Consider the following 19,068-nt stretch of genomic DNA (forward strand, 5'->3'; position numbering starts at 1 on the left):
AGTTGCTCGTTTACGCAAAATTACCCAATACTGAAAAACCGCTTGAAATACACGCGAGAGTAGTCCTGTAGCAGGATTTGGGTAATATACGCCGTTACGGCCTGAAATATACAAAAATAACAATTATCGAAAGAATTAAACTTTTTGCATATGTGCACGGGTGGCTGGAAAAGCCGAAAATAAAGGAAACAGAGAATGGAAATAATCTTTAAATCAAAACAAATAAATCCAAAATTTAAAAACATTTCAGTAATACTTTCCGGGGGAAAAGGTAAAAGAATTAAATCCGAAATACCGAAAGTCCTTCATGCTTTGTGGGGAATTCCTTCGGTTGTACGTGTGAGCCAGGCAGCAAAAAAAGGGCTTAATTCGCCTAATCAGGTAGTGGTGGTCGGCATGAAAGCGCAGGATGTGGCCGCTCTTTTAGGGGATACACCTCACACAATTTTCGCTTACCAGGAAGTCCAGAAAGGAACCGGCCACGCTTTACAAGTCGCTGTTTCAAAAATAAAAGGCGGACAGGGATCAAAGAACAATATTTTCGTTTTTCCCGGGGATGCCGGACTGTTGGATGCGGAAATAGTCGCAAAATTTCGCAGGCGTTTTGAGAAAAGTTCCTGCTCCGCCATGATGCTTACGGGCGCTTATGAAGGGCCGGTTGAGTTAAATATGTACGGCAGAATCGTCAGGATCCCGGACCGGGACTCAAAAGGGAATCAGTCAGGGGATGATTTTCAGAAAGTTGCGGAGATAATGCAGGCCAAGGACATTATAAAGATGCTGCCTGATGAAATACATAAAGTAATATATAATAAAAAAGAATACCATTTTACCAGGCAGCAATTGCTTGAGAACCGGGAATTTGACTCGGGCATGATTGCGTTCCGTTATGATTTGTTAAAAAAATATCTGGGCAAAATAAAATCCGATAACGTTCAAAAAGAATTGTACATGACCGACCTGGTTAAAATTTTTAATGCTGCCGGCCATAAAGTTGAATCTTTTGAAATAAAGAAAGATACGAAAGATTCCGGGTTCCAGCATGCCGATGCCCTGCTGGGGTTTAACAGCAGAAGCGAACTAAAAAAAATGGAATCAATCCTTAGGGCCAAATATTTCGAGCTGTTGAAAGATATTATCACCTTTGAGGATGAGGAGGATTTTTTTCTTGACCTGGAAGTTGTAAAAAGAATTCAGCATTTGGATTCCAGGGGGATTCCTTTAGACATAACAATCGGAGAAGGTTGTTTTGTCGGTAAGGGCGTTAAAATCAACAAAGGACTTAGCATAGGAAAGAGAGCTATTCTTGAGGGAAATATTATCTTCGGACAGCGTGTTAAAATTGGTGAAAATGTACACCTTTCGGCTTATCCGCGCCAAAAAATGCACATCGGAGATGATACCGTAATTTTTGACGGCGATATAATAAAAGGCAATGTGAAGATAGGCAACAAAGTAAGAATTGAAACCGGGGTAACTATTACAGGAAGCGATGAATACCCTGTTAAGATCGGGGATAATTGTACAATAAAAGGGACCACATACATTTTTGGTTCGATAGTTGAGCCGGATAATTGTATTCAGCATTCTGTCCTGGTGCACCAGCTTGTACAAAGAATCATTAATAAATCCGGACTGGCGCAGAAAGTAAAGTACATATTACCCCTCCCGGAAGGCAGGGATTCAATAAAACCTTTATCGGAGAAAAAATGAGGATATTTTTTATTTTTATTTCATTGTGTTTATTCGTAATAGGATTGATTTATTTTTATTCGCCCGCTACAATCATTGTAATCAACAATTGGATGAGGAGAGTTTTTTTCGATGATTCCAGGGTTATTTTAAATAGAAAAAAAACAGGAATGTTTTATATCGTTGCAGCCCTGGTTGTTTTCTTCGGTGCTTTTTGTTTAAAGCGTATTCCGAATGAACATAGCGTGAAGTCAGAATTGTACCAGGCCTGGTGTTATTACTATCAGGGCAAGTATGATCTGGCAAAAAACATGAGTGAAGAAGTTCTTAAAGCAGAACCGGAAAATCAGACTGCGCTGGAACAACTTATGCTGGTATATTTTGTCGAAAATGATTATTTGAGAGCAAAATATTATTGTCAGAAAGCTCTTATTAAAGACCCAAACAATAAAAGGACAAAAAATATGTATGATACAATTCAGAACAAAATAAAAAAACCTATTCTATGATTCAAATCGATGGTTCAACAAAAATAATCGGGATTTTTGGCTTTCCTATCAAGCATACCCTGTCTCCGGCGATACATAACGCCGCGTTCCAGCACTTGAAATTAAATCTGATCTACCTCCCCTTCCAGATTAAATCTGAAAATTTGGAGACTGCTATCAAATCTCTTGAATTATTAGATATTCCGGGCATAAATGTAACAGCCCCTCATAAAGAAAATGCAGTGAAATACCTGGATAAAATTGATCCGCTTGCGAAAAAGATCGGAGCGATAAACACCATCGTCGTAAATGACGGACAATTGACAGGATATAATACTGACGGTTCAGGTTTTATAAAATCTCTTGAAGTACGGGGATTCAAACTTGCTGGGAAAAAAATATTATTAATGGGTTCAGGCGGGGCAGGGAAATCGATTGGGGTGACGCTTTGCACCTCAGTGCCGAAAATAAAAAAATTGTTTATTTACGATTTAGACGTAAAAAAATCATTAGAGCTTTTTCAAAAGGTAAAAACAACAAATAAAGCAAAATTGGTAACAAAAAAAACAGAACTAAACGAAATCTTCGGTGAAATTGATATGCTTATTAATGCTACCCCTGTAGGTATGGGAAAAAATGATCCATGCATAATTGCTCCGGGGCTGCTGACAAAAAATATTTTTGTTTATGATATTGTATATAACCGTGAAACAGCGTTGATAAAAGCGGCAAAAAAGGCCGGATGCAGGCATATGAATGGACTGGATATGTTATTGTTTCAGGGCATTCTGGCATTTCAATTATGGACGAAGCAGAAAGCGCCTGTAGAGTTGATGCGCAAAGCACTAAAGAATGCTCTGACACAAAAAACTAGCCAGAAATAACATGCCATCTTTCAAAACAAAATTCATTATTTCCTATAGCCTGGCTGGTTTAGTTGTCCTGGCATTGTCATTGTATTTCCATGGTATTTTTGTCAACAAGAACCTTTATAAAATCGACCGCGCATGGAAAAAAAATTAAAACATATTTTTCTAAGCCTGCTCATACTTGTTATTGCTTTGCCGATAAGCGCGCAAAGCGAACAAATCTCACAAAGTTTGCTTTTAAAATTGCCTCAAAATGACAAGCCATTCATTGATAAAGCCAAGTTAAGATTTTCCTGCAAAGATTATATTGTAGCCAGCGTGCAGGAAGAAGACCTCGAATCATTAAAAGAAAATTATGAAATCCTTGATAAAGCTCCCGTCTCTTTGGAGCAACGGTATTATATGTTCCGGGTTAAATCCGTCGATGAGTTAACTCAATTAAAAAAAATCGCGCAGATCCTGGACAATTCAAACGGAAATGTTCTTATAAAATTAAATGAAAACGCGCAGATAGGCCAGGTACCGGTTAAATCAAAGTTCAAACTTTTACCGGAATTTATCCCCTGGCCGCGGAAAATCAGGAAGAGTTTTGGGTTTATGGCGCCGCGCTCAGTATATGGCGCTATCAGCCACAGCACGATTACCGCTATTTTGGCCAGCCTTAGCACGGCTGAAGTTTCGGGTTACATACAAGCCCTGCAAAATATCGGGACGAGGTATTCATTCAGCCCGAAATGCAATGACGCCAGGGATTATCTGGTTGCAAATTTTTCTTCTTTCGGGCTTGAAGTTACAACTTTTCCTTTTAAAAACGTCAGCGAGAGCAGTACAACAAATTATAATGTCATCGCCACGCTGCCGGGTAAGCTGCATCCTGAAAAAATATTTGTAATATGCGCGCATTACGATTCAATCAGCGAAGACCCGCTTAACAGCGCGCCGGGCGCCGACGATAACGGAAGCGGCGTTACTGCCGTATTGATGGCTGCAAAATACCTGAAACAATATGATTTTGCCTACACCATAAAATTTATATGTTTTTCCGGCGAAGAACAGGGCATGGTTGGTAGTTTTGCCTACGTAAAGTCTCTTTATCAGGCTGATACTCAGATTTTGGGCGCTTTAAATGTGGATATGATTGCCTACGCAAAACCCGGTGTTAAATATGACCTCAATGTTACCGAAAATGAAAGTTCCCAGCAGTTAGGCGAATACCTGGATTTTGTAGACAAGGATTATGTCCAGCATCCTCTTGCTGTGACAACCAATAATGATGCCTGGTGGAGCGACCATGCAGCTTTCTGGGAATATGGGTATCCCGCATTGGAGTTATCCGAAGCTTATGACTGGGACAGCCCGGATTTTAACCCCTATTACCATAGCACCAGAGAAACCCTTGACAAACTTGACCTGGTTTTTACGTTAAAAAATATAAAAGTCGCTGTTGCAACACTCGCTGAACTTGCTGATGTTTATACCACTGAGCTGGTTACCACGAACCCTGCAGGCTGGAATACAATAATTAGCAAGGGGAATTTGTATGATATTGAGTGGGTAAATGCAGATAACCAGCAGGTGTCTTTGTACTATGCGGAAACATTCGATGGGGAAAAACATTTGATTGCCAATGTTGACGGAACCCTGAAAAAATATCAGTGGGATACAACTAATGTTATCCCCGGCAAATATTGGATATTTATGCAGGCCCAGTCCGGGTATAGTTGGTCTTCCGGTCAGGTTACTATATTTTCAAATGATTTTGAAAGGCTGATGATTTATCCGAATCCTTGCGTTGACCAGGCAACAATTTCCGGTTTAGCCGAAAATACCAGGATGAAAATATTTAACGTAGCCGGTGAAATGGTATTAGAAAGAGTATTCACTAATCAATTCAGCTGGTCCTGGTATCTTGTAAACGGCAATTATGATAAGCTTGGATGCGGCGTTTATACATGTCTTTTTCAAAGCAGTACAGGTAAAAAAGCAGCCAGAAAATTCGCAATTATCCGCTAAACTGCCCCTCCTCTGATTAAAAGGATTTCTAATCATTGTAATTACAAAGTACTATTGACAAAACCTCTTTATCATACTATATACATAGTGCATATAATAGGGGGGATTAAATGGTTCTCTTTAAAAAAAATGAGGATGAGAAGCTTCAAATAGATGATATAACAATTGTTTTACACCATAAAAACAAACCGGATGTAGTGCATAATCATTCTGTAATAAACCATTACCTAAGGTCTATTAATTGGTATGTTGTTTCTGCTATTGTTATTATTGCGCTGTCGGCAGGCTGGTTTATATGTTATATGTCGGCGGCGTATTAAAAAGTGTTGCTTTTTCTTTGAAAACTAAACTTCCGCAATAACTATCTTTTTCATAGGAAGCTTTATAAATCATTCCTTGGGCATTTCGCCGGTGACTAAATCAACAATATTCTCTTTTCCGTTGCGGACAAATTTTACCTTTATTTTCTTTTTCGGGCCTGTATCGGAAACTATTGCCTGAAGGTTCCTTACAGACTCGATTTGTTTGCCGTTAAATTCAATAATTACGTCGCCCTTTTTAAGCCCTGCTTTCTCCGCGGGGGAATCCTTTATAATGCTGTTTATGAACGCTCCGGATTTGTCCTTTATTTCCACGCCCAGCCAGCCCCTTACAACTTTTCCCTGGCGGATTAAATCATCAAGTATTTCTTTGGCGCGGTTTATGGGGATAGCAAAACCTATCCCAGAAAATACGCCGGTCGGGGCGTAAATTGCCGTGTTTATTCCTATAACTTCGCCGTGAATATTGCCCAGCGGACCTCCAGAATTTCCTCTGTTGATAGGAGCGTCAGTTTGTATAAAATCCCTGTACTCTTTGTTTTCAACTACAATTGACTGCCTTATCGCGGATATGATTCCGTTAGTTACTGTCTGCCCCAGCCCGAAGGGTGAACCGATTGCAAGCACAATTTCGCCTACGCGTATTTTGTTTGAATCACCCAGGGGCGCCGCCGGAAATTTTTCGGTTGCCGAGTTTGAATTGATTTTTACAATTGCCAGATCGGTTCTTGAATCTTTTCCAATAACTTTTCCTGTATAGGTTTTGTCTTTACTGTTTATTGTAACCGTAACTTTTATTTCATTCGCGCCGTGAATGACGTGTTCGTTGGTAAGTATATAACCTTCCGGGTCAATTATTACGCCGGTTCCGCCGCTTTCGGTTCTATATTGGGATGATTTTTTTCTTTGTTTTTTCTGCTCCTGCGGGCTGTTAAAAAAATCCTGGAAAAAATCTTCAAAAGGATCCCCGAAATAAAATTCCTGCTGGGCGTCATCCAGCATCTGTACGGTTGAAATATTCACTACGGCTGGTTTTAGCCGCTCGGATACTTTAACGAAAGCTTCCTGTAAACCCAGGGCATTGGAGCCAATTTCATTGTCCCTGAGAGTTTCAATATTGGAAGTAACCTGTCCGTTATTAAGGGATGTTTCCTTGAGGTCTTTAATATGCCAAAAAACACCTAGTACTATTAGACAAAGCAGGATGGTGATTAATATAGAAAGCTTATTTTTCATGTTTAAGCAGTCCTCTGAAATTTTCCGAGCGGAAGCTCGCGGGATATTTACTTATGCAAAAGAGGGAAAGCGTAAATTTATAAAAAGGGCCTTTCAACAAATTTAACGCCTATTTTTTTTGCAATCTGCCTGCATTTATTTATATCAGTGCCTTCTAATTTTACAGATGTAATAGAAACGTCCTTTATATATTTTTTGCATTCTTTTGCAAATGTCAGGACGGCGTTGAAACTTTTAAGCCCGTAACGCGGTCTGTTTACATTTTTGTATTTGACTGCGTTTTCTGCGTTGAGGCTGATGCATATTTTATCGATTAAACCTTTTAATTCCGGGCAAATATTTTTCCCATGGTATAAATTTGCCTGGCCGTTAGTGTTTATCCTGACATTGAGGCCTATTTTCTTGTAATAGGCTGCAACTTTTTTTACCGTCTCAAGCCGTATTAAGGGTTCCCCGTATCCGCAAAATACAATATCCGAGGTTAATGGGGAAAAAGCAATTTTTTTTCTAAGGGTTTCAGATTCTTTAATAATTTCTTTTACAGTAGGTTCTTTTTTTAGCCTGAGATTGTTGCCTCTGTAGCCCCAATTCCATTTGGTTCTTATACAATAGGTGCAGTTCATAGTGCACCTGTTGGTGATGTTCAGGTAAACATTGTTTTTATAAGAGTAGGCTATCATATTTATATTATTTTCGGAAACAAAATCTGCGATTTAGCAATTTCCCTGCCGGTGAGCGGGATAATCGCAGGAATTTTTGCTGTGACGTTTTTTATGTCGTCCTGTTCGTCAAGTGTTTTCCATATTTTCCGGGAAGTTTCAGGCATAAAGGGATTGATTAAAACGGCAATATACTTAATAGCCATCAATGAGTTGTAAAGCACTAGTTCAAGCTGTTTCATGTCGGTTTTTGCCAGGTTCCAGGGAGCCTGTTTGTCAATATACTGGTTTGTGAAGGAAGATAAGCTTAATATGGTTTCTAATATACCGTCAAGTTTAATATCTTCAATTTCTTTTTCAGTTTTTTGCAAGGATTTTTTTATTTCTTCCATAAATTCATTTGTTCGGGTTGTTTGCAGGGCAAATTTCCCGCTAAAGTATTTTACGGCCATATTAGTAACCCGCGAAATCAGGTTTCCTATATTATTGGCCAGGTGCGCATTATATTTTCCTTTAAAAGCTGCTAGATTCATATCACCATCAGCCCCGAAGGGGAAGGAATTCAAAAGAAGAAAACGCGATGCATCAGCGCCAAAAGCCTGAATAAGTTCTCCGGGTTTGATTACGTTGCCGATGGTTTTTGACATTTTTTGTCCGGAAACAGTAAAAAAACCGTGCGCAAAAACTTTTTTTGGAAGAGGCAGGCCGTTTGCAAGCAGCATAGCCGGCCAGATAACAGTATGAAACCACAGAATATCTTTTGCTAAAAGGTGCAGGTCGGCCGGCCAAAGTTCATTGAATTCTTCCTGGCCGGCTTCGCCGTAGCCAAGGGCTGATATGTAATTAATTAATGCATCTATCCAAACATAGATAGTCTGCGATTTATCGAAAGGAATCGGTATTGCCCAGGGCAGGTTGGCCCTGGAAATGCTGATGTCTTCAAGCCCGATTTTGAGTTTGCCGAGTATTTCATTTCTTCTTTCTTCGGGCAGGATATCAAAATGCTGGGGATGATTATTATCTGAAATTATTTCGATTAACTTTTCCCTGTATTTGCTTAAACGGAAGAAATAATTTTCTTCTGAATGCACAGAGGGTACTGTTTTGTGGTCCGGACAGCAACCCTCAACGAGATCGGTTTGGGTCAGGAATTTCTCGCAGCCCATGCAATAAAGCCCGTCATATTTTGATTTGTATATCTCGTTTTTTTCGTGAAGGTGTGTTATGAATTTTTCAACCGCCGCTTGATGTTTTGCATCGGTCGTCCTGATAAAACGATCGTAAGAAATATCCATCTGTTTCCAGGTATTTTTAAAATATTCTACAATTTCATCGCAGTATTCTTTCGGCTGCTTATTTTTTTCTTTTGCGGCTTCCAAAATTTTGCTGCCGTGCTCGTCGGTCCCCGTAAGAAAAAAAGTATCTTTATTGCGAAGCTTTGCCCAGCGCGAAAGCACATCTGCCGCTACGGTCGTATAGGTGTGCCCGATGTGGGGCAGGTCGTTGACGTAATAAATGGGCGTAGTAATATAGTATCTCTTTTTCATTTGTTGTTTTTAGGTTTATTGACAGGCGCTTGCAGCAGGGTAACCTGATCAGCCTTAAATTTTTTAGTTTGTTTTTCTGATAATTCAACCGTCACTTCATCTTTAATGTAATTTACATTGGTCACTATTCCCGGGCCTTCAGGCGTTTGGACTTTGCTGTTGTATTTAGGCATTCTTTTTGCCTGGGCTGAATAGAAAGCGTCTTCATAGGCTATGCAACACATCAGCCTTCCGCAAACACCTGTCATTTTTGCTATATTCAGGGAAGGATCCTGTATTTTTGCCATTTCGACGGTAACCGAACTGAAAGTTTTGAGGAAAGTTTTACAGCAAAGCTGGCAGCCGCAGGGGCCGAATCCGCCCAGCATTTTAGCTTCGTCCCTGACGCCTATTTGAACCATTTGAATGCGTGTTTTCAGTATATGCCCCAGGTCTTTAATTAACTGGCGGAAATCTATTCTTGTATCGGCTGTATAATAAATAAAAAGCCTGGACCGGTCAAATGAATACTCAACACAGGTTAATTTCATATCCAGTTCGTAATCCTCGATTTTTTGGATTATGGATTTTGAAGCCTGGATGTTTCTTTGGCAATTATCCTTTAACCTCGGCACGTCGTCATTTGTGAGTTTGCGGATAATTTTATGAACTTCCATTTTATGTTTTTCTATAAGCCGTTCATTGGTTAAAACAGTTCCGACTTCCTGGGTTTGGTCTATGTCAACAATAACTTTTTCTCCCAGATTCAGGTTAAATTTTCCGACATCTCCGTATATTGTATCCTCTTTGCGCCTTACTAATAAATCGACTACAACTGGCATAGGGTCTCCTCGTTTTTGAGCTTAAATATTTCATTCAATTTTAGCAAAATTATGTCGCTTAACAGGCTGTTGTTAACATTATAACGCAGGGCTTTTTTGCATTGGATTATGAACTCGATAATTTCAGTTGTTTTCTGAGAATTCTGGTTCAACTCAAGCCTGGCAAGGATAAGTATTTTAACAAGAAAATCTTCAAGCATTTGTTTGTCTTTCGAGAGGCTTTCGCTGAAATCCATTAATTTATCCGTAGAAATAGCGTTTGTTTTTAAAGCGCTCCAAAATCCAATTAAACTGCTGATTTCGTCCGAAGAATTTAAATATCTCAATGCTTTGCTTACCGATCCCTGCGAAAACTGGACTATTTGCGCAATATCGGAAGCTTTTTGTGAATACAAATTTACAAGTATTCCCGAGATTATATCATCGTTTAATTGATTGAACCTGATATGCTGGCACCTGGATAAAATTGTCTGGGGCAGGGAATCGTGTGACGAAGAAACAAGAATCAATAATGAATTTTCCGGAGGTTCTTCAAGTGTTTTTAAAAGGCAATTTGCCGCTTCGGTATTCATTTTTTCAGCCGGATCTATGATAAATACTTTCCATTTTCCTTCTGAGGCCTTCATGCTGATTTGTTTTTGCACTTCCTGCACAGTATCAATTTTGATGCGGGTTTGTTTTTCAACATCTTCTTCAAGAAAAGCTGCCTGGAAGCCATAGTCTATCAGATGCACGTCCGGATGAATTCCTTTGTTGATTTTATTGCAGGACGCGCAAGCGTCACAAATGGGTGAATTCGCAGTTTGGTTCAGGCAGTTCAATGCCTTTGCAAGTTCCAACGCTGTTTTTCTTTTTCCCGTGCCTTCCAGTCCGGAAAAAATATATGCGTGCGAAATTTTATTGCTGCTTAATTGTTTTTGCAATAGGCTTATTGCTTTATTTTGTCCTAGAATTTCCGGTAAACTCATATCTTATTTCCTCTTAGGAACCTCTCAGGAAGGCATTGGTTATTTCCATTATTTTTGTATGAATAGCCTCAATAGAATTGCAGCCGGCCACTACTTTTATTCTCTTCGGTTCCCTTTTTGCTAATTGAAGGAATCCTTTGCGTATTCTTTCGTGAAATTGAATGTTTTCATTCTCCAAACGATCCTTGGGGCCGTTTTTACAAACTCTTTTCATTCCGTCTTCAGCTTTAATATCAACGACTATTGTTAACGCGGGTTTTAGTCCGCCTGCCGCTATTTCATTGAGCCGATAAATCAGGCTTTTGTCCAAATTGCGGCCGAAATACTGATAAGCCATGGTTGAATCTGAATACCTGTCGCAGATAACAATTTTTCCCTGCGCCAGCGCAGGTTTTATGAGCTCCTGAGTGTGCTGGGCTCTGCTTGCGGCGTACAATAGGAGTTCAGTGAGAGGAAAAACATTCATTCCTGGTTTAAGCAGAAGGTTTCTTATTGATTCAGCAAATGGCGTGCCGCCGGGTTCACGCGTAAGAATATACTCGTAACCTTTTTTTTTGAGAGCAGCAGCCAAAAGTCCGGCTTGAGTGGATTTACCTGAACCGTCAGGCCCTTCAAATGTGATAAATATACCTTTTTTCATTATTTTATAAAGGACTCTATTATGGATTTTGCGGCTTTTTTGCCCAGGCCCAAGGCTTCGATAACGGTTCCTTCGCCGCCGACAATGTCTCCGCCTGCATAAATATTTTTCAGGCTTGTTTCCATGGTTTGTGGATTTACGGAGATATTGCCTTCTTTATCCTGCTTTAGGCCGTATGTTGAAAGAGGAATAAGAGGATTAGGTTTAAGCCCTATGGCGAGCACGGATGTATCTATATCTATTATAAACTCTGAACCTTTTATCGGGACAGGCCTTCTCCTTCCAGACGAATCAGCGCTGCCAAGCTCGCATTTAATGCATTTTAGCCCTTTAACAAATCCGTTTTCATCGCCCAAAAATTCGATCGGCTGGGTAAGGAACTCGAATTTTATGCCTTCTTCCTTGGCATGTTCTATTTCAGCCTTTCTTGCCGGCATTTCCTCTTCAGTTCTGCGATAAACAACTGTTACTGCGCCTTTGCCCAGTCTCAAGGCGCATCTTGCCGCGTCCATCGCAGTGTTTCCTCCGCCGATAACAGCTGTTTTCGCCCCGCTGTTCAAGGGCGTATCATATTCGGGGAAATTATAAGCTTTCATAAGGTTAATTCTTGTAAGAAATTCATTAGCAGAGTAAATCATGCACAAATTTTCTCCGGGAATTCCGGGAAACATCGGCAGCCCTGCCCCGGAGCCTATAAAAACAGCCTTAAATCCTTTTGCGAACAATTCATCAATAGTCAATGTTTTACCAATAACAATGTTAGGCAGTATTTCAACACCAAGCGATTTTATATATTCAATTTCATAGCTCAAAATATTTCTGGGCAGGCGGAAAGGAGGAATCCCGTAGGTTAAAACTCCGCCGGGTTCATGCAGGGCTTCAAAAATAGTAACAGCACAGCCTGCCCTGGCTAAATCCCCGGCACAGGCAAGCCCTGCCGGGCCGCTCCCGATAACTGCAACTGAAATTGGAGATTTGAAATTTGAAATTTTTGAGTTGGAATTTGAGATTTGAGATTTGAGATTGTTCATCTCCCAGTCTGCAGCAAACCTTTCCAGAGAGCCTATAGAAATCGGGTTGCCTTTCTTATTTAAAACACATTTTAATTCGCACTGAGTTTCCTGAGGGCATACCCTGCCGCATATGGCGGGCAGGTTGTTTTTTTCTTTAAGGGTTTTTATCGATTGGTCAAATTGTTCCAGGGTTATTTCTTTTATAAATTTCGGTATGTTTATTTCTACGGGGCAGCCTTCTATACAGGATGCTTTTTTACACTGTATGCATCTTTTTGCTTCGTTTACGGCTTCTTCTTTCGTATAGCCCAAGGATACTTCCGAAAAGTTTTTTTTTCTTTCTTCCGGCAGCGCTTCCTGCATTTTAATTTTATTCATATTGTTTTTAACGCTTCTATTTCCTGTTCTTTGAAAAGTTTCAGCCTTTTTTCAAGCCCAGCCCAGTCAACTTCCCTCGCGTCAAATTCCGGGCCGTCAACACAGGCAAATTTTGTTTTGCCCGCTATCGTACAGCGGCAGGACCCGCACATGCCGGTTCCGTCTACCATGATGGGATTGAGGCTTACAATGGTTTTTATGCTGGTAGGTTTTGTCAGGTTTGAAACTGCTTTCATCATAGGTACCGGGCCTACGGCGTAGATAATTGCTATGGATTGTTTTGCCGTTATAATGTTTTTTAAAATATCGGTTACGAACCCTTTTTGGCCGTAGGAGCCGTCATCTGTTGCTATAAAGAATTCATCAGACGAATTTTTCAAGGCGTTTTCAAATATTATAAGTTCTTTACTTCTCGCGCCCAGAATGGAAATAATATAATTGCTTTTATTTTTAAGGGCCCGGCAAACGGGAAGCAGTTCAGCTGCTCCCAGGCCTCCGCCGACTAAAATCACAGGGCCGTCATATTTCTTTATTTCACTCTCGCGCCCGAGGGGCCCTGCAACATCGCGGATTTGTTCTCCGGGGTTAAGAGTTCCAAGCAGCCTGGTTGTTTTTCCGATTTCCTGAAAGACAATCGTAATAGTCCCTGAGGTGTTATCCGATTTTACAACGGTGAGGGGAATCCTTTCGCCTTTTTCATTTATGCGCAGGATTATGAACTGGCCAGGGAGAACCTTTTTGGAAATCTCAGGGGCTTCAATTTCTAACAGCCTGGTAGAGGGGGCAATAAGTTCATTTTTTAAAATTTTATTCATAAATATGCAAGTACGCGGTCAATTTTTGAGATTGCAGAAAAAACATGATGTTACAACATTTTTCCAGTCTGTTTTGCCTCCGCGCGAGCGGGGGATAATATGGTCCAGGTTAAGTTTATCCGTTGTGAGTTTTTTTCCGCAATAAAAGCACTTATAATTATAATGCTCGTAAAAGTTCCTTATTTATTCCTTTGTACCTTAGTCTTCCGTTATAGTTCTGCCGGATAACATCAATAAAACAACAATTACGAAAATTATAGTTGCCTGCAAAAGAAGAATGAAGGAACCCTGGGAACCGGTTTGACGGATAATCAGGGCTCCCAGGCCAAGGCATAAATTCAACAATATAATAAATCTTACGCTTTGCCGCACTGATAACCCTAATTTAAGCAGGCGGTGATGAAAATGGTCTTTCCCTGCATATTCCAGCCATTGCCCGAATGTTTTGACATTGCCGTTTTTTATTCTTGAAATTGTGGTATAAATCATATCAAATATGGGAATGCTCAGTATGAGCAGAGGCGTTGAAAACCCTACTATCCTGTTGTTTTGGGTCCAGGTTCCCAATACTGCGAATCCGGCTAATAAGAACCCGATCAATGTGGCCCCGGAATCGCCTAAAAAAATCTTTGCTTTGTTCCAATTATAATGTAGAAAACCAAAACATGCGCCAGTTAACGCGATGCACATCCAGGCCAAATACAATTGGTTTGTCTGCAAAGCAATAATAAAGAACAGCAATGAACAAACAGCTCCAAATGAAGTAACAAGCCCGTCGATACCGTCAAGGAAATTTACTGCATTCAGAATACCAGTAAACCAGAATAGAGATATGATGACATCGGCCAGATAATGAAAAGAATATCGGTCTGGAATTATTGTTGTATGAACTCCATAGGCAATAGCAATTAAAGACGCGAGCAATTGGAAGAAAATTCTTACTTTTGCCGGGACAGGCCGGACATCGTCAAAAAGGCCTAAAACAAAAATTATCGTTCCTCCGGCCATAAGGCCGAAAATCTCTTTTGAAAACTGAAGATTTCTTGCGATTGTTATTATAAAAGCGGTATAGATAACAATGCCGCCTATTCTTGGTACGGGCGATTTGTGAACTTTTCTTTCATTAGGATAATCCAGCAGGCTGAATTTATGGCCTAGATATATAATCAATGGAGTTAAAAGATATGAAATCGCTGTCCCTAAGATAAAAACGTAAAACCACCGTAGATTATACTTATAACCCCAGGCCCCTCCGGAGGGCTGCAACAAAAACAAAATCAATATCCCCGGCAAAATAAAACGAAGTTTTTTCATGGTTTTACAGGTTCAATCCAAAATCGAGAGCCAGCTTTAAAGGGACAAATCCTTCGGCATATTTAGTCCTGTTCTGGAATCCTCTGAATAGGGCGCATGCTTTTGAACTTTCTATAATTGAAAGCTCCGCAATACGCGTAGAATGAACCTGCGACTTGTGCGATTCAAGCAAGATAATTTTACTTTGTATTGTTGCGGCTATATCAGTGTAAACAGAGGGGAGAAAATTTATTGTCGTAGGAACTTCATAAAATAAAACATTGCGTATGTACCTGGCGGCCGTCGCTGTGGCCTGGCTGGTATTTCTATGGTCCTGATGAGTATCTTCAGGATAATGGACAAAAATTAAAGTAGGATTTACTTTTTTGATTATAAATTCAATTTTATTGATAATTTTTTTGGTTATGGGTATTTTTGTATCAGAAAAATTGCCCCAGAAAAGATGGGCTTTCAATATTTTTGAGACTTTCAACTGTTCTTTCTTTCTTAAGCCGGGATGGCCGCCCGCTTCACCCCGGGTCATGACCAGAAGGAAGATATTATGGCCGGCTTTTGCCAGTTTTATCAAAGTGCCGCCGCAGCCGTATTCCAAATCATCGGGATGTGAGCCAATTACCAGTATGTTCATTAGCGCTCCTGTTAAATGCATTAGAGAGTTAAACTTTGAATTGTTTCGATGACAATTTCTTTGTCAATTATTCTAGCTTCTTTGCCAAAACCTGTCAATAGAGCGCTGTCGCAAATGAGATTTATCCTTCTTGGTATTCCGCCTGAGCGGTCGTAAATTAAACTTAAGGATTCGTCGGTAAAAATCTGTTTGGACGCTTGCGCAATATTTAACCTGTGGATAATATAATTTTTGGTATCTTCGCGGGACAGGCCTTCCAGGTGAAACCCCATGGCTATTCTCTGGTTAAGCTGTTTTATGTTTTCAACGTTTTCCTTTAATTCCGGCTGCCCGATCAAAAGAAGGTTGAGTAAAAATTTATTGTCCTGCTGGTAGTTGAGCAGCAGCCTTATTTCTTCGAATATATTTTTGTCTTCAATGGCGTGCGCCTCGTCAATTATTACAACAGTTCTTTTGCCGTCCGCAGCGTTGTTTTTTAAAACCTGTTCCAGCGCGATCAGTATGTCCGCTTTTCTGGTGGGAATCCGCTGTACGCTGAGATAATACACGATCATTCTTAAAAGTTCTATATCATCCAGGCGGGGATTGGTAATCACCGCTACTTTATAAATATCCTGCTCTATTTCTTTTAGGATCGCCTGCGAAAGCAATGTTTTGCCGCATCCGTAAATACCGGTGAGCAGTCCTGCGCCTTTTCCTTCCCTGATAACATAAAGCATCCTCGCCAGACCTTCTTCATGCTGGCGTGAATTAAAAAAGAATTTATGGTCAGGCGTGTTTTCAAAAGGTTTTTCGCTGAAGCCCCAGAATTTTTCGTATACCACATTATCCTCTTAACAATTTAGAACTATCCGGCCCGCAGTTAAAAAGCAGGTCTATCGCCGACATATAAGGTTCAAACCCCCCGGGGTAAGCCTGGCTATATTGGGGGTGTTTAAAATCCTGGTAAATCAATTTTATTTTTTCCTTTTCAAACAAGCTCTCATCCATATATTCTTTTCCGCCCGCGCCGGACAAATAGGTGTCAGAGTTCAGTTTCTCGCAAATGTTTATAATTCTTTGCGTAGAAGTCCCCGTGATGTTCAATTCTGATTCAACTTTTACCGGCGTCTTTATATCAAAAATTTTCAGCAACAGGAAAATAATTTCTGAATTCAAATCAACAAGTTTTGACCATGTTTTAGCATACATGGCTTCAAAACTGTTTTGATAGTCCTTGAAATATTTTGAATGGTTGTAATTCGTTTTTATGGATTCCCAGTGTTTTTCCTGCCAGCGGACGGTATTATCAATTGCCACTTCAGAGATTTTCTGATAGAACTTTTCTTTTGTAATTACCGGAACTGTCAGCCAGATGGAGCCGTTTTTTGTCAGAATTTTGTTTCTGTTCTGGAATTCTCTTTTTTTGTATTGCACATTATCCAGAAATATAAATTCATCACTTTTGGCAATTTTATGAAAATATCCGATCCAGGGAATATATTGCGGTTGATGAACAGAAACAATCATTCAATCATTATATAAAAAAATGGGGTTAGTGACAAGTTTTGTGGAGTTTTCCATATCAATTTCAATTCTGCAATAGGTATGGTTTTTTACCGGTTGGAATTCGAATTCGATATTTGCGGGTGATTCCTTTGTAATTGTATTGATAATTTTACCATCTTCTATGAACCTGGTTTTAAGTTTGCGATGGGAATTATCACTTGTTGAAATTGTAAAAAATATTTTTACTTTTCCGCGATAATGCAAGCTTTCACCGAAAGTTACCCGAGTTTCCGCAGATTTAATCGTAAAATTAGTAAGGACAGGTTCAAATCCGTTTGGTTTATATTTTGACGTTACGTAAAAACGGCCTTTGCGCAAGGCGTCCAGCGCGTTTTCTTTTGTCAATTTGTCTACAAGTAAAATATTTTTGTTCAGGTTAAGGTAATTGTTTTGAACTCCGTCGTTGATATAATCCAGCTCGCCAATAGCCCATTCAGGTTTCTTTCTTTTGTTTTCGCAATATTCAATTAATGCCTGGTCCCAATAACCGCCGGCATTTCCGGCCATATTTGCGCCTTCCCAGAAATAAGCGAACCCTGTAAAATCCCTGGTGGTAAGAAGTATTTCAGGATAGGGGGATGACTGAAGCGATACAGGCCAGAAGCTGTAGGGTTCTTTCCAGTTTCTTGCTTCAGGATGAGCCCAGAACACAAGTCCATTTTGAGTGTTTACATAATTTATCAAATTTTGATATGGAAGTTCGCCAAGATTGGTTGAATAAGCGTTGAAGGGGTAATTTTTAAAAGGGAAATTGTAAATCAACAATAGCAATGAAATAGCAATAAAACAAAATTTTACTTTAGGCCTGCCGCTTATCAATAACCCTAACAGCAACAAAAGTACAGGCCACAAAAGCAGAGGATCAAACTCTCTGGCGGACGGATTGTTTATTATCGGGAGTTTTTTATATTTTTCAGCAGTATCAAGGCCTATAATTGTCATGTGCTTGTGCCATCCGCGCAGGACAAGGTTTTTTGTGAACGGGCTTCCGGTCCAATAATGGTAAGCCGAAGATTCAACCCCGGGGATGATTATTATTTCGGGGTATTTTTCCTGCAGGCGTTTTATTTCTGCCAGATATTTGTCTGTGCCGATTAGAAACACCGAATTTTTCTCGACAGTTTTTTTAATAATTTTCCTGAAAGGCCAAAGGCCATACTCTATTTTTTCTAAATCGTGGTCAGTGGGAATGACTACGTCAACATGATAATCTTTTGCTTTTTTAATGATCTGTTCCAAAGAGAGTTTTCCGCTGTCGCTGAAAGTTGAGTGTATATGGGTAACGCATGACACCTGCTTGTAAGCATGCAGCAGATTGGAAACTGACAGTAATAAGAGAGCCAGAATGCAAAAAAATATTATTTTAAAGTTTTTCATTTTACTAGCCTTGCCGGGCCATTATTTTGTCGTACATTTTTTCTAAAAGACTTATCATTCTTTCAGTGCTGAATCTGGGTAATCCTTCAACAAGTTCCTGCGCGTAAAATTTACCCTGTTGGCCAAGTTTGTTTGCTGTTTGCATACTATTTGCCATTTGCTCCACCGCAATTGAAATTGCTTGCGCATTTTTCGGCGGAACAAGTAGCCCTGTTTTGCCGTCAAATATCAGGTCAGGTATGCCTTGCACATTTGTTGCGATTATCGGTTTGCCCAGATAGAGGGCCTGTATGATTGTTTTGCCCATTCCTTCATTTTCAGAAGGTTGCACGTAAATATCCATAATTGACATTAAATCTGTAATATCGGCCCTCATGCCTGTGAAAATAACTTTTTCTTTAAGCCCGTCTTTTTCAACAATTGATTCTATTTCGTTTCTTTGGTTTCCATCGCCTACTATAACAAAAGTAATGGGCCGGTTCAGCGATTTTACAATAAAGGGAAAAGCCTGGGCAAAATATTTAATGCCTTTTACCGGTTCCAGGCGCGCAACCGTTCCGATTACCAGAGTGTTTTCCGGTATATTTAATTTCTTTTTTAATTCATTTTTTTGAGCTGGATTCGTATTTAAATCAATGCCGCTATGAATCACTTCCCAGTTTTCTGGTTTACCGACTTTGAATTTCAGGGATTCCTTTTTTTCGCCTTCAGTCAATGCAACAAGTTTGTCGGTGATAATTGA

Annotated in this window: 21 protein-coding genes; 6 read left to right on the top strand and 15 right to left on the bottom strand. The window is 39.9% G+C overall.

Annotation, left to right across the window (positions count from 1 at the left end):
* The first annotated feature begins 195 nt into the window (after positions 1–195).
* The 6 genes from KKH91_00540 (at position 196) to KKH91_00565 (ending at position 5,382) form a co-directional block, all read left to right on the top strand.
* The gene (locus KKH91_00540) at positions 196–1,713 is read left to right on the top strand and encodes an NTP transferase domain-containing protein (GenBank protein ID MBU0951303.1); all 1,518 of its coding nucleotides are present in this window, start codon (positions 196–198) and stop codon (positions 1,711–1,713) included.
* Entirely contained in the window at positions 1,710–2,201 is a 492-nt protein-coding gene (locus KKH91_00545) for a hypothetical protein (protein MBU0951304.1), read from the top strand. The genes KKH91_00540 and KKH91_00545 overlap by 4 nt, the downstream gene beginning before the upstream one ends.
* Complete coding sequence (locus tag KKH91_00550; protein MBU0951305.1) at positions 2,198–3,064, top strand: shikimate dehydrogenase; 867 nt, start codon at positions 2,198–2,200, stop codon at positions 3,062–3,064. The genes KKH91_00545 and KKH91_00550 overlap by 4 nt, the downstream gene beginning before the upstream one ends.
* 1 nt (position 3,065) lies before the next feature.
* Positions 3,066–3,203 (top strand): hypothetical protein, encoded by a 138-nt coding sequence (locus tag KKH91_00555; GenBank protein ID MBU0951306.1) that lies wholly within the window; start codon positions 3,066–3,068, stop codon positions 3,201–3,203.
* The gene (locus tag KKH91_00560; GenBank protein ID MBU0951307.1) at positions 3,188–5,062 is read left to right on the top strand and encodes a M20/M25/M40 family metallo-hydrolase; all 1,875 of its coding nucleotides are present in this window, start codon (positions 3,188–3,190) and stop codon (positions 5,060–5,062) included. The genes KKH91_00555 and KKH91_00560 overlap by 16 nt, the downstream gene beginning before the upstream one ends.
* A 110-nt stretch (positions 5,063–5,172) precedes the next feature.
* Positions 5,173–5,382, top strand: coding sequence for a hypothetical protein (locus KKH91_00565; protein ID MBU0951308.1), 210 nt, complete (start codon positions 5,173–5,175; stop codon positions 5,380–5,382).
* A gap of 69 nt (positions 5,383–5,451) precedes the next feature.
* On the opposite strand, the gene KKH91_00570 is transcribed toward KKH91_00565, so the two are convergent.
* From KKH91_00570 to KKH91_00640, 15 genes are all read right to left on the bottom strand, one after another.
* Entirely contained in the window at positions 5,452–6,618 is a 1,167-nt protein-coding gene (locus tag KKH91_00570) for a trypsin-like peptidase domain-containing protein (GenBank protein ID MBU0951309.1), read from the bottom strand.
* A gap of 77 nt (positions 6,619–6,695) precedes the next feature.
* The gene (locus KKH91_00575; protein MBU0951310.1) at positions 6,696–7,298 is read right to left on the bottom strand and encodes a TatD family nuclease-associated radical SAM protein; all 603 of its coding nucleotides are present in this window, start codon (positions 7,296–7,298) and stop codon (positions 6,696–6,698) included.
* 2 nt (positions 7,299–7,300) lie between these two features.
* Positions 7,301–8,824 carry a methionine--tRNA ligase gene (gene metG / locus KKH91_00580; GenBank protein MBU0951311.1) on the bottom strand — a complete coding sequence of 508 codons (1,524 nt, stop codon included), beginning with the start codon at positions 8,822–8,824 and terminating at the stop codon, positions 7,301–7,303.
* A complete protein-coding gene (locus tag KKH91_00585; GenBank protein ID MBU0951312.1) occupies positions 8,821–9,645 on the bottom strand; it encodes a stage 0 sporulation protein in 825 nt (274 codons plus the stop codon). The genes metG and KKH91_00585 overlap by 4 nt, the downstream gene beginning before the upstream one ends.
* On the bottom strand, positions 9,633–10,613 hold the full coding sequence (holB, locus tag KKH91_00590) for a DNA polymerase III subunit delta' (protein ID MBU0951313.1): 981 nt from the start codon (positions 10,611–10,613) through the stop codon (positions 9,633–9,635). Before holB ends, KKH91_00585 begins: the two co-directional genes overlap by 13 nt.
* A gap of 13 nt (positions 10,614–10,626) precedes the next feature.
* Entirely contained in the window at positions 10,627–11,253 is a 627-nt protein-coding gene (gene tmk, locus KKH91_00595; protein ID MBU0951314.1) for a dTMP kinase, read from the bottom strand.
* On the bottom strand, positions 11,253–12,644 hold the full coding sequence (gltA, locus tag KKH91_00600) for an NADPH-dependent glutamate synthase (GenBank protein MBU0951315.1): 1,392 nt from the start codon (positions 12,642–12,644) through the stop codon (positions 11,253–11,255). The genes tmk and gltA overlap by 1 nt, the downstream gene beginning before the upstream one ends.
* On the bottom strand, positions 12,641–13,459 hold the full coding sequence (locus KKH91_00605; protein ID MBU0951316.1) for a sulfide/dihydroorotate dehydrogenase-like FAD/NAD-binding protein: 819 nt from the start codon (positions 13,457–13,459) through the stop codon (positions 12,641–12,643). The genes gltA and KKH91_00605 overlap by 4 nt, the downstream gene beginning before the upstream one ends.
* 18 nt (positions 13,460–13,477) lie before the next feature.
* Entirely contained in the window at positions 13,478–13,642 is a 165-nt protein-coding gene (locus KKH91_00610; GenBank protein MBU0951317.1) for an HNH endonuclease, read from the bottom strand.
* Positions 13,643–13,657: 15 nt separating this feature from the next.
* Entirely contained in the window at positions 13,658–14,773 is a 1,116-nt protein-coding gene (locus KKH91_00615; protein ID MBU0951318.1) for an undecaprenyl/decaprenyl-phosphate alpha-N-acetylglucosaminyl 1-phosphate transferase, read from the bottom strand.
* Positions 14,774–14,777: 4 nt separating this feature from the next.
* Positions 14,778–15,401 (bottom strand): PIG-L family deacetylase, encoded by a 624-nt coding sequence (locus tag KKH91_00620; GenBank protein MBU0951319.1) that lies wholly within the window; start codon positions 15,399–15,401, stop codon positions 14,778–14,780.
* Between the two features lie 20 nt (positions 15,402–15,421).
* Positions 15,422–16,225: an AAA family ATPase gene (locus KKH91_00625; protein MBU0951320.1), complete on the bottom strand. Its 804-nt coding sequence runs from the start codon at positions 16,223–16,225 to the stop codon at positions 15,422–15,424.
* Between the two features lies 1 nt (position 16,226).
* On the bottom strand, positions 16,227–16,910 hold the full coding sequence (locus tag KKH91_00630; GenBank protein MBU0951321.1) for a WbqC family protein: 684 nt from the start codon (positions 16,908–16,910) through the stop codon (positions 16,227–16,229).
* Positions 16,911–18,326: a PHP domain-containing protein gene (locus KKH91_00635; GenBank protein MBU0951322.1), complete on the bottom strand. Its 1,416-nt coding sequence runs from the start codon at positions 18,324–18,326 to the stop codon at positions 16,911–16,913.
* A 4-nt stretch (positions 18,327–18,330) separates the two neighbouring features.
* Positions 18,331–19,068 (bottom strand): glycosyltransferase (locus KKH91_00640; protein ID MBU0951323.1); only part of this gene is annotated, 738 nt, incomplete at its 5' end.

The sequence above is a fragment of the Elusimicrobiota bacterium genome (genome assembly GCA_018816525.1).
Taxonomy (GTDB): Bacteria; Elusimicrobiota; Endomicrobiia; order CG1-02-37-114; family XYA2-FULL-39-19; genus OXYB2-FULL-48-7.

Coding starts and splice junctions, on each gene's coding strand:
- KKH91_00540 (MBU0951303.1), top strand. CDS start 196: ATGGAAATAATCTTTAAATCAAAACAAATAAATCCAAAATTTAAAAAC.
- KKH91_00545 (MBU0951304.1), top strand. CDS start 1,710: ATGAGGATATTTTTTATTTTTATTTCATTGTGTTTATTCGTAATAGGA.
- KKH91_00550 (MBU0951305.1), top strand. CDS start 2,198: ATGATTCAAATCGATGGTTCAACAAAAATAATCGGGATTTTTGGCTTT.
- KKH91_00555 (MBU0951306.1), top strand. CDS start 3,066: ATGCCATCTTTCAAAACAAAATTCATTATTTCCTATAGCCTGGCTGGT.
- KKH91_00560 (MBU0951307.1), top strand. CDS start 3,188: ATGGAAAAAAAATTAAAACATATTTTTCTAAGCCTGCTCATACTTGTT.
- KKH91_00565 (MBU0951308.1), top strand. CDS start 5,173: ATGGTTCTCTTTAAAAAAAATGAGGATGAGAAGCTTCAAATAGATGAT.
- KKH91_00570 (MBU0951309.1), bottom strand. CDS start 6,618: ATGAAAAATAAGCTTTCTATATTAATCACCATCCTGCTTTGTCTAATA.
- KKH91_00575 (MBU0951310.1), bottom strand. CDS start 7,298: ATGATAGCCTACTCTTATAAAAACAATGTTTACCTGAACATCACCAAC.
- metG (MBU0951311.1), bottom strand. CDS start 8,824: ATGAAAAAGAGATACTATATTACTACGCCCATTTATTACGTCAACGAC.
- KKH91_00585 (MBU0951312.1), bottom strand. CDS start 9,645: ATGCCAGTTGTAGTCGATTTATTAGTAAGGCGCAAAGAGGATACAATA.
- holB (MBU0951313.1), bottom strand. CDS start 10,613: ATGAGTTTACCGGAAATTCTAGGACAAAATAAAGCAATAAGCCTATTG.
- tmk (MBU0951314.1), bottom strand. CDS start 11,253: ATGAAAAAAGGTATATTTATCACATTTGAAGGGCCTGACGGTTCAGGT.
- gltA (MBU0951315.1), bottom strand. CDS start 12,644: ATGAATAAAATTAAAATGCAGGAAGCGCTGCCGGAAGAAAGAAAAAAA.
- KKH91_00605 (MBU0951316.1), bottom strand. CDS start 13,459: ATGAATAAAATTTTAAAAAATGAACTTATTGCCCCCTCTACCAGGCTG.
- KKH91_00615 (MBU0951318.1), bottom strand. CDS start 14,773: ATGAAAAAACTTCGTTTTATTTTGCCGGGGATATTGATTTTGTTTTTG.
- KKH91_00620 (MBU0951319.1), bottom strand. CDS start 15,401: ATGAACATACTGGTAATTGGCTCACATCCCGATGATTTGGAATACGGC.
- KKH91_00630 (MBU0951321.1), bottom strand. CDS start 16,910: ATGATTGTTTCTGTTCATCAACCGCAATATATTCCCTGGATCGGATAT.
- KKH91_00635 (MBU0951322.1), bottom strand. CDS start 18,326: ATGAAAAACTTTAAAATAATATTTTTTTGCATTCTGGCTCTCTTATTA.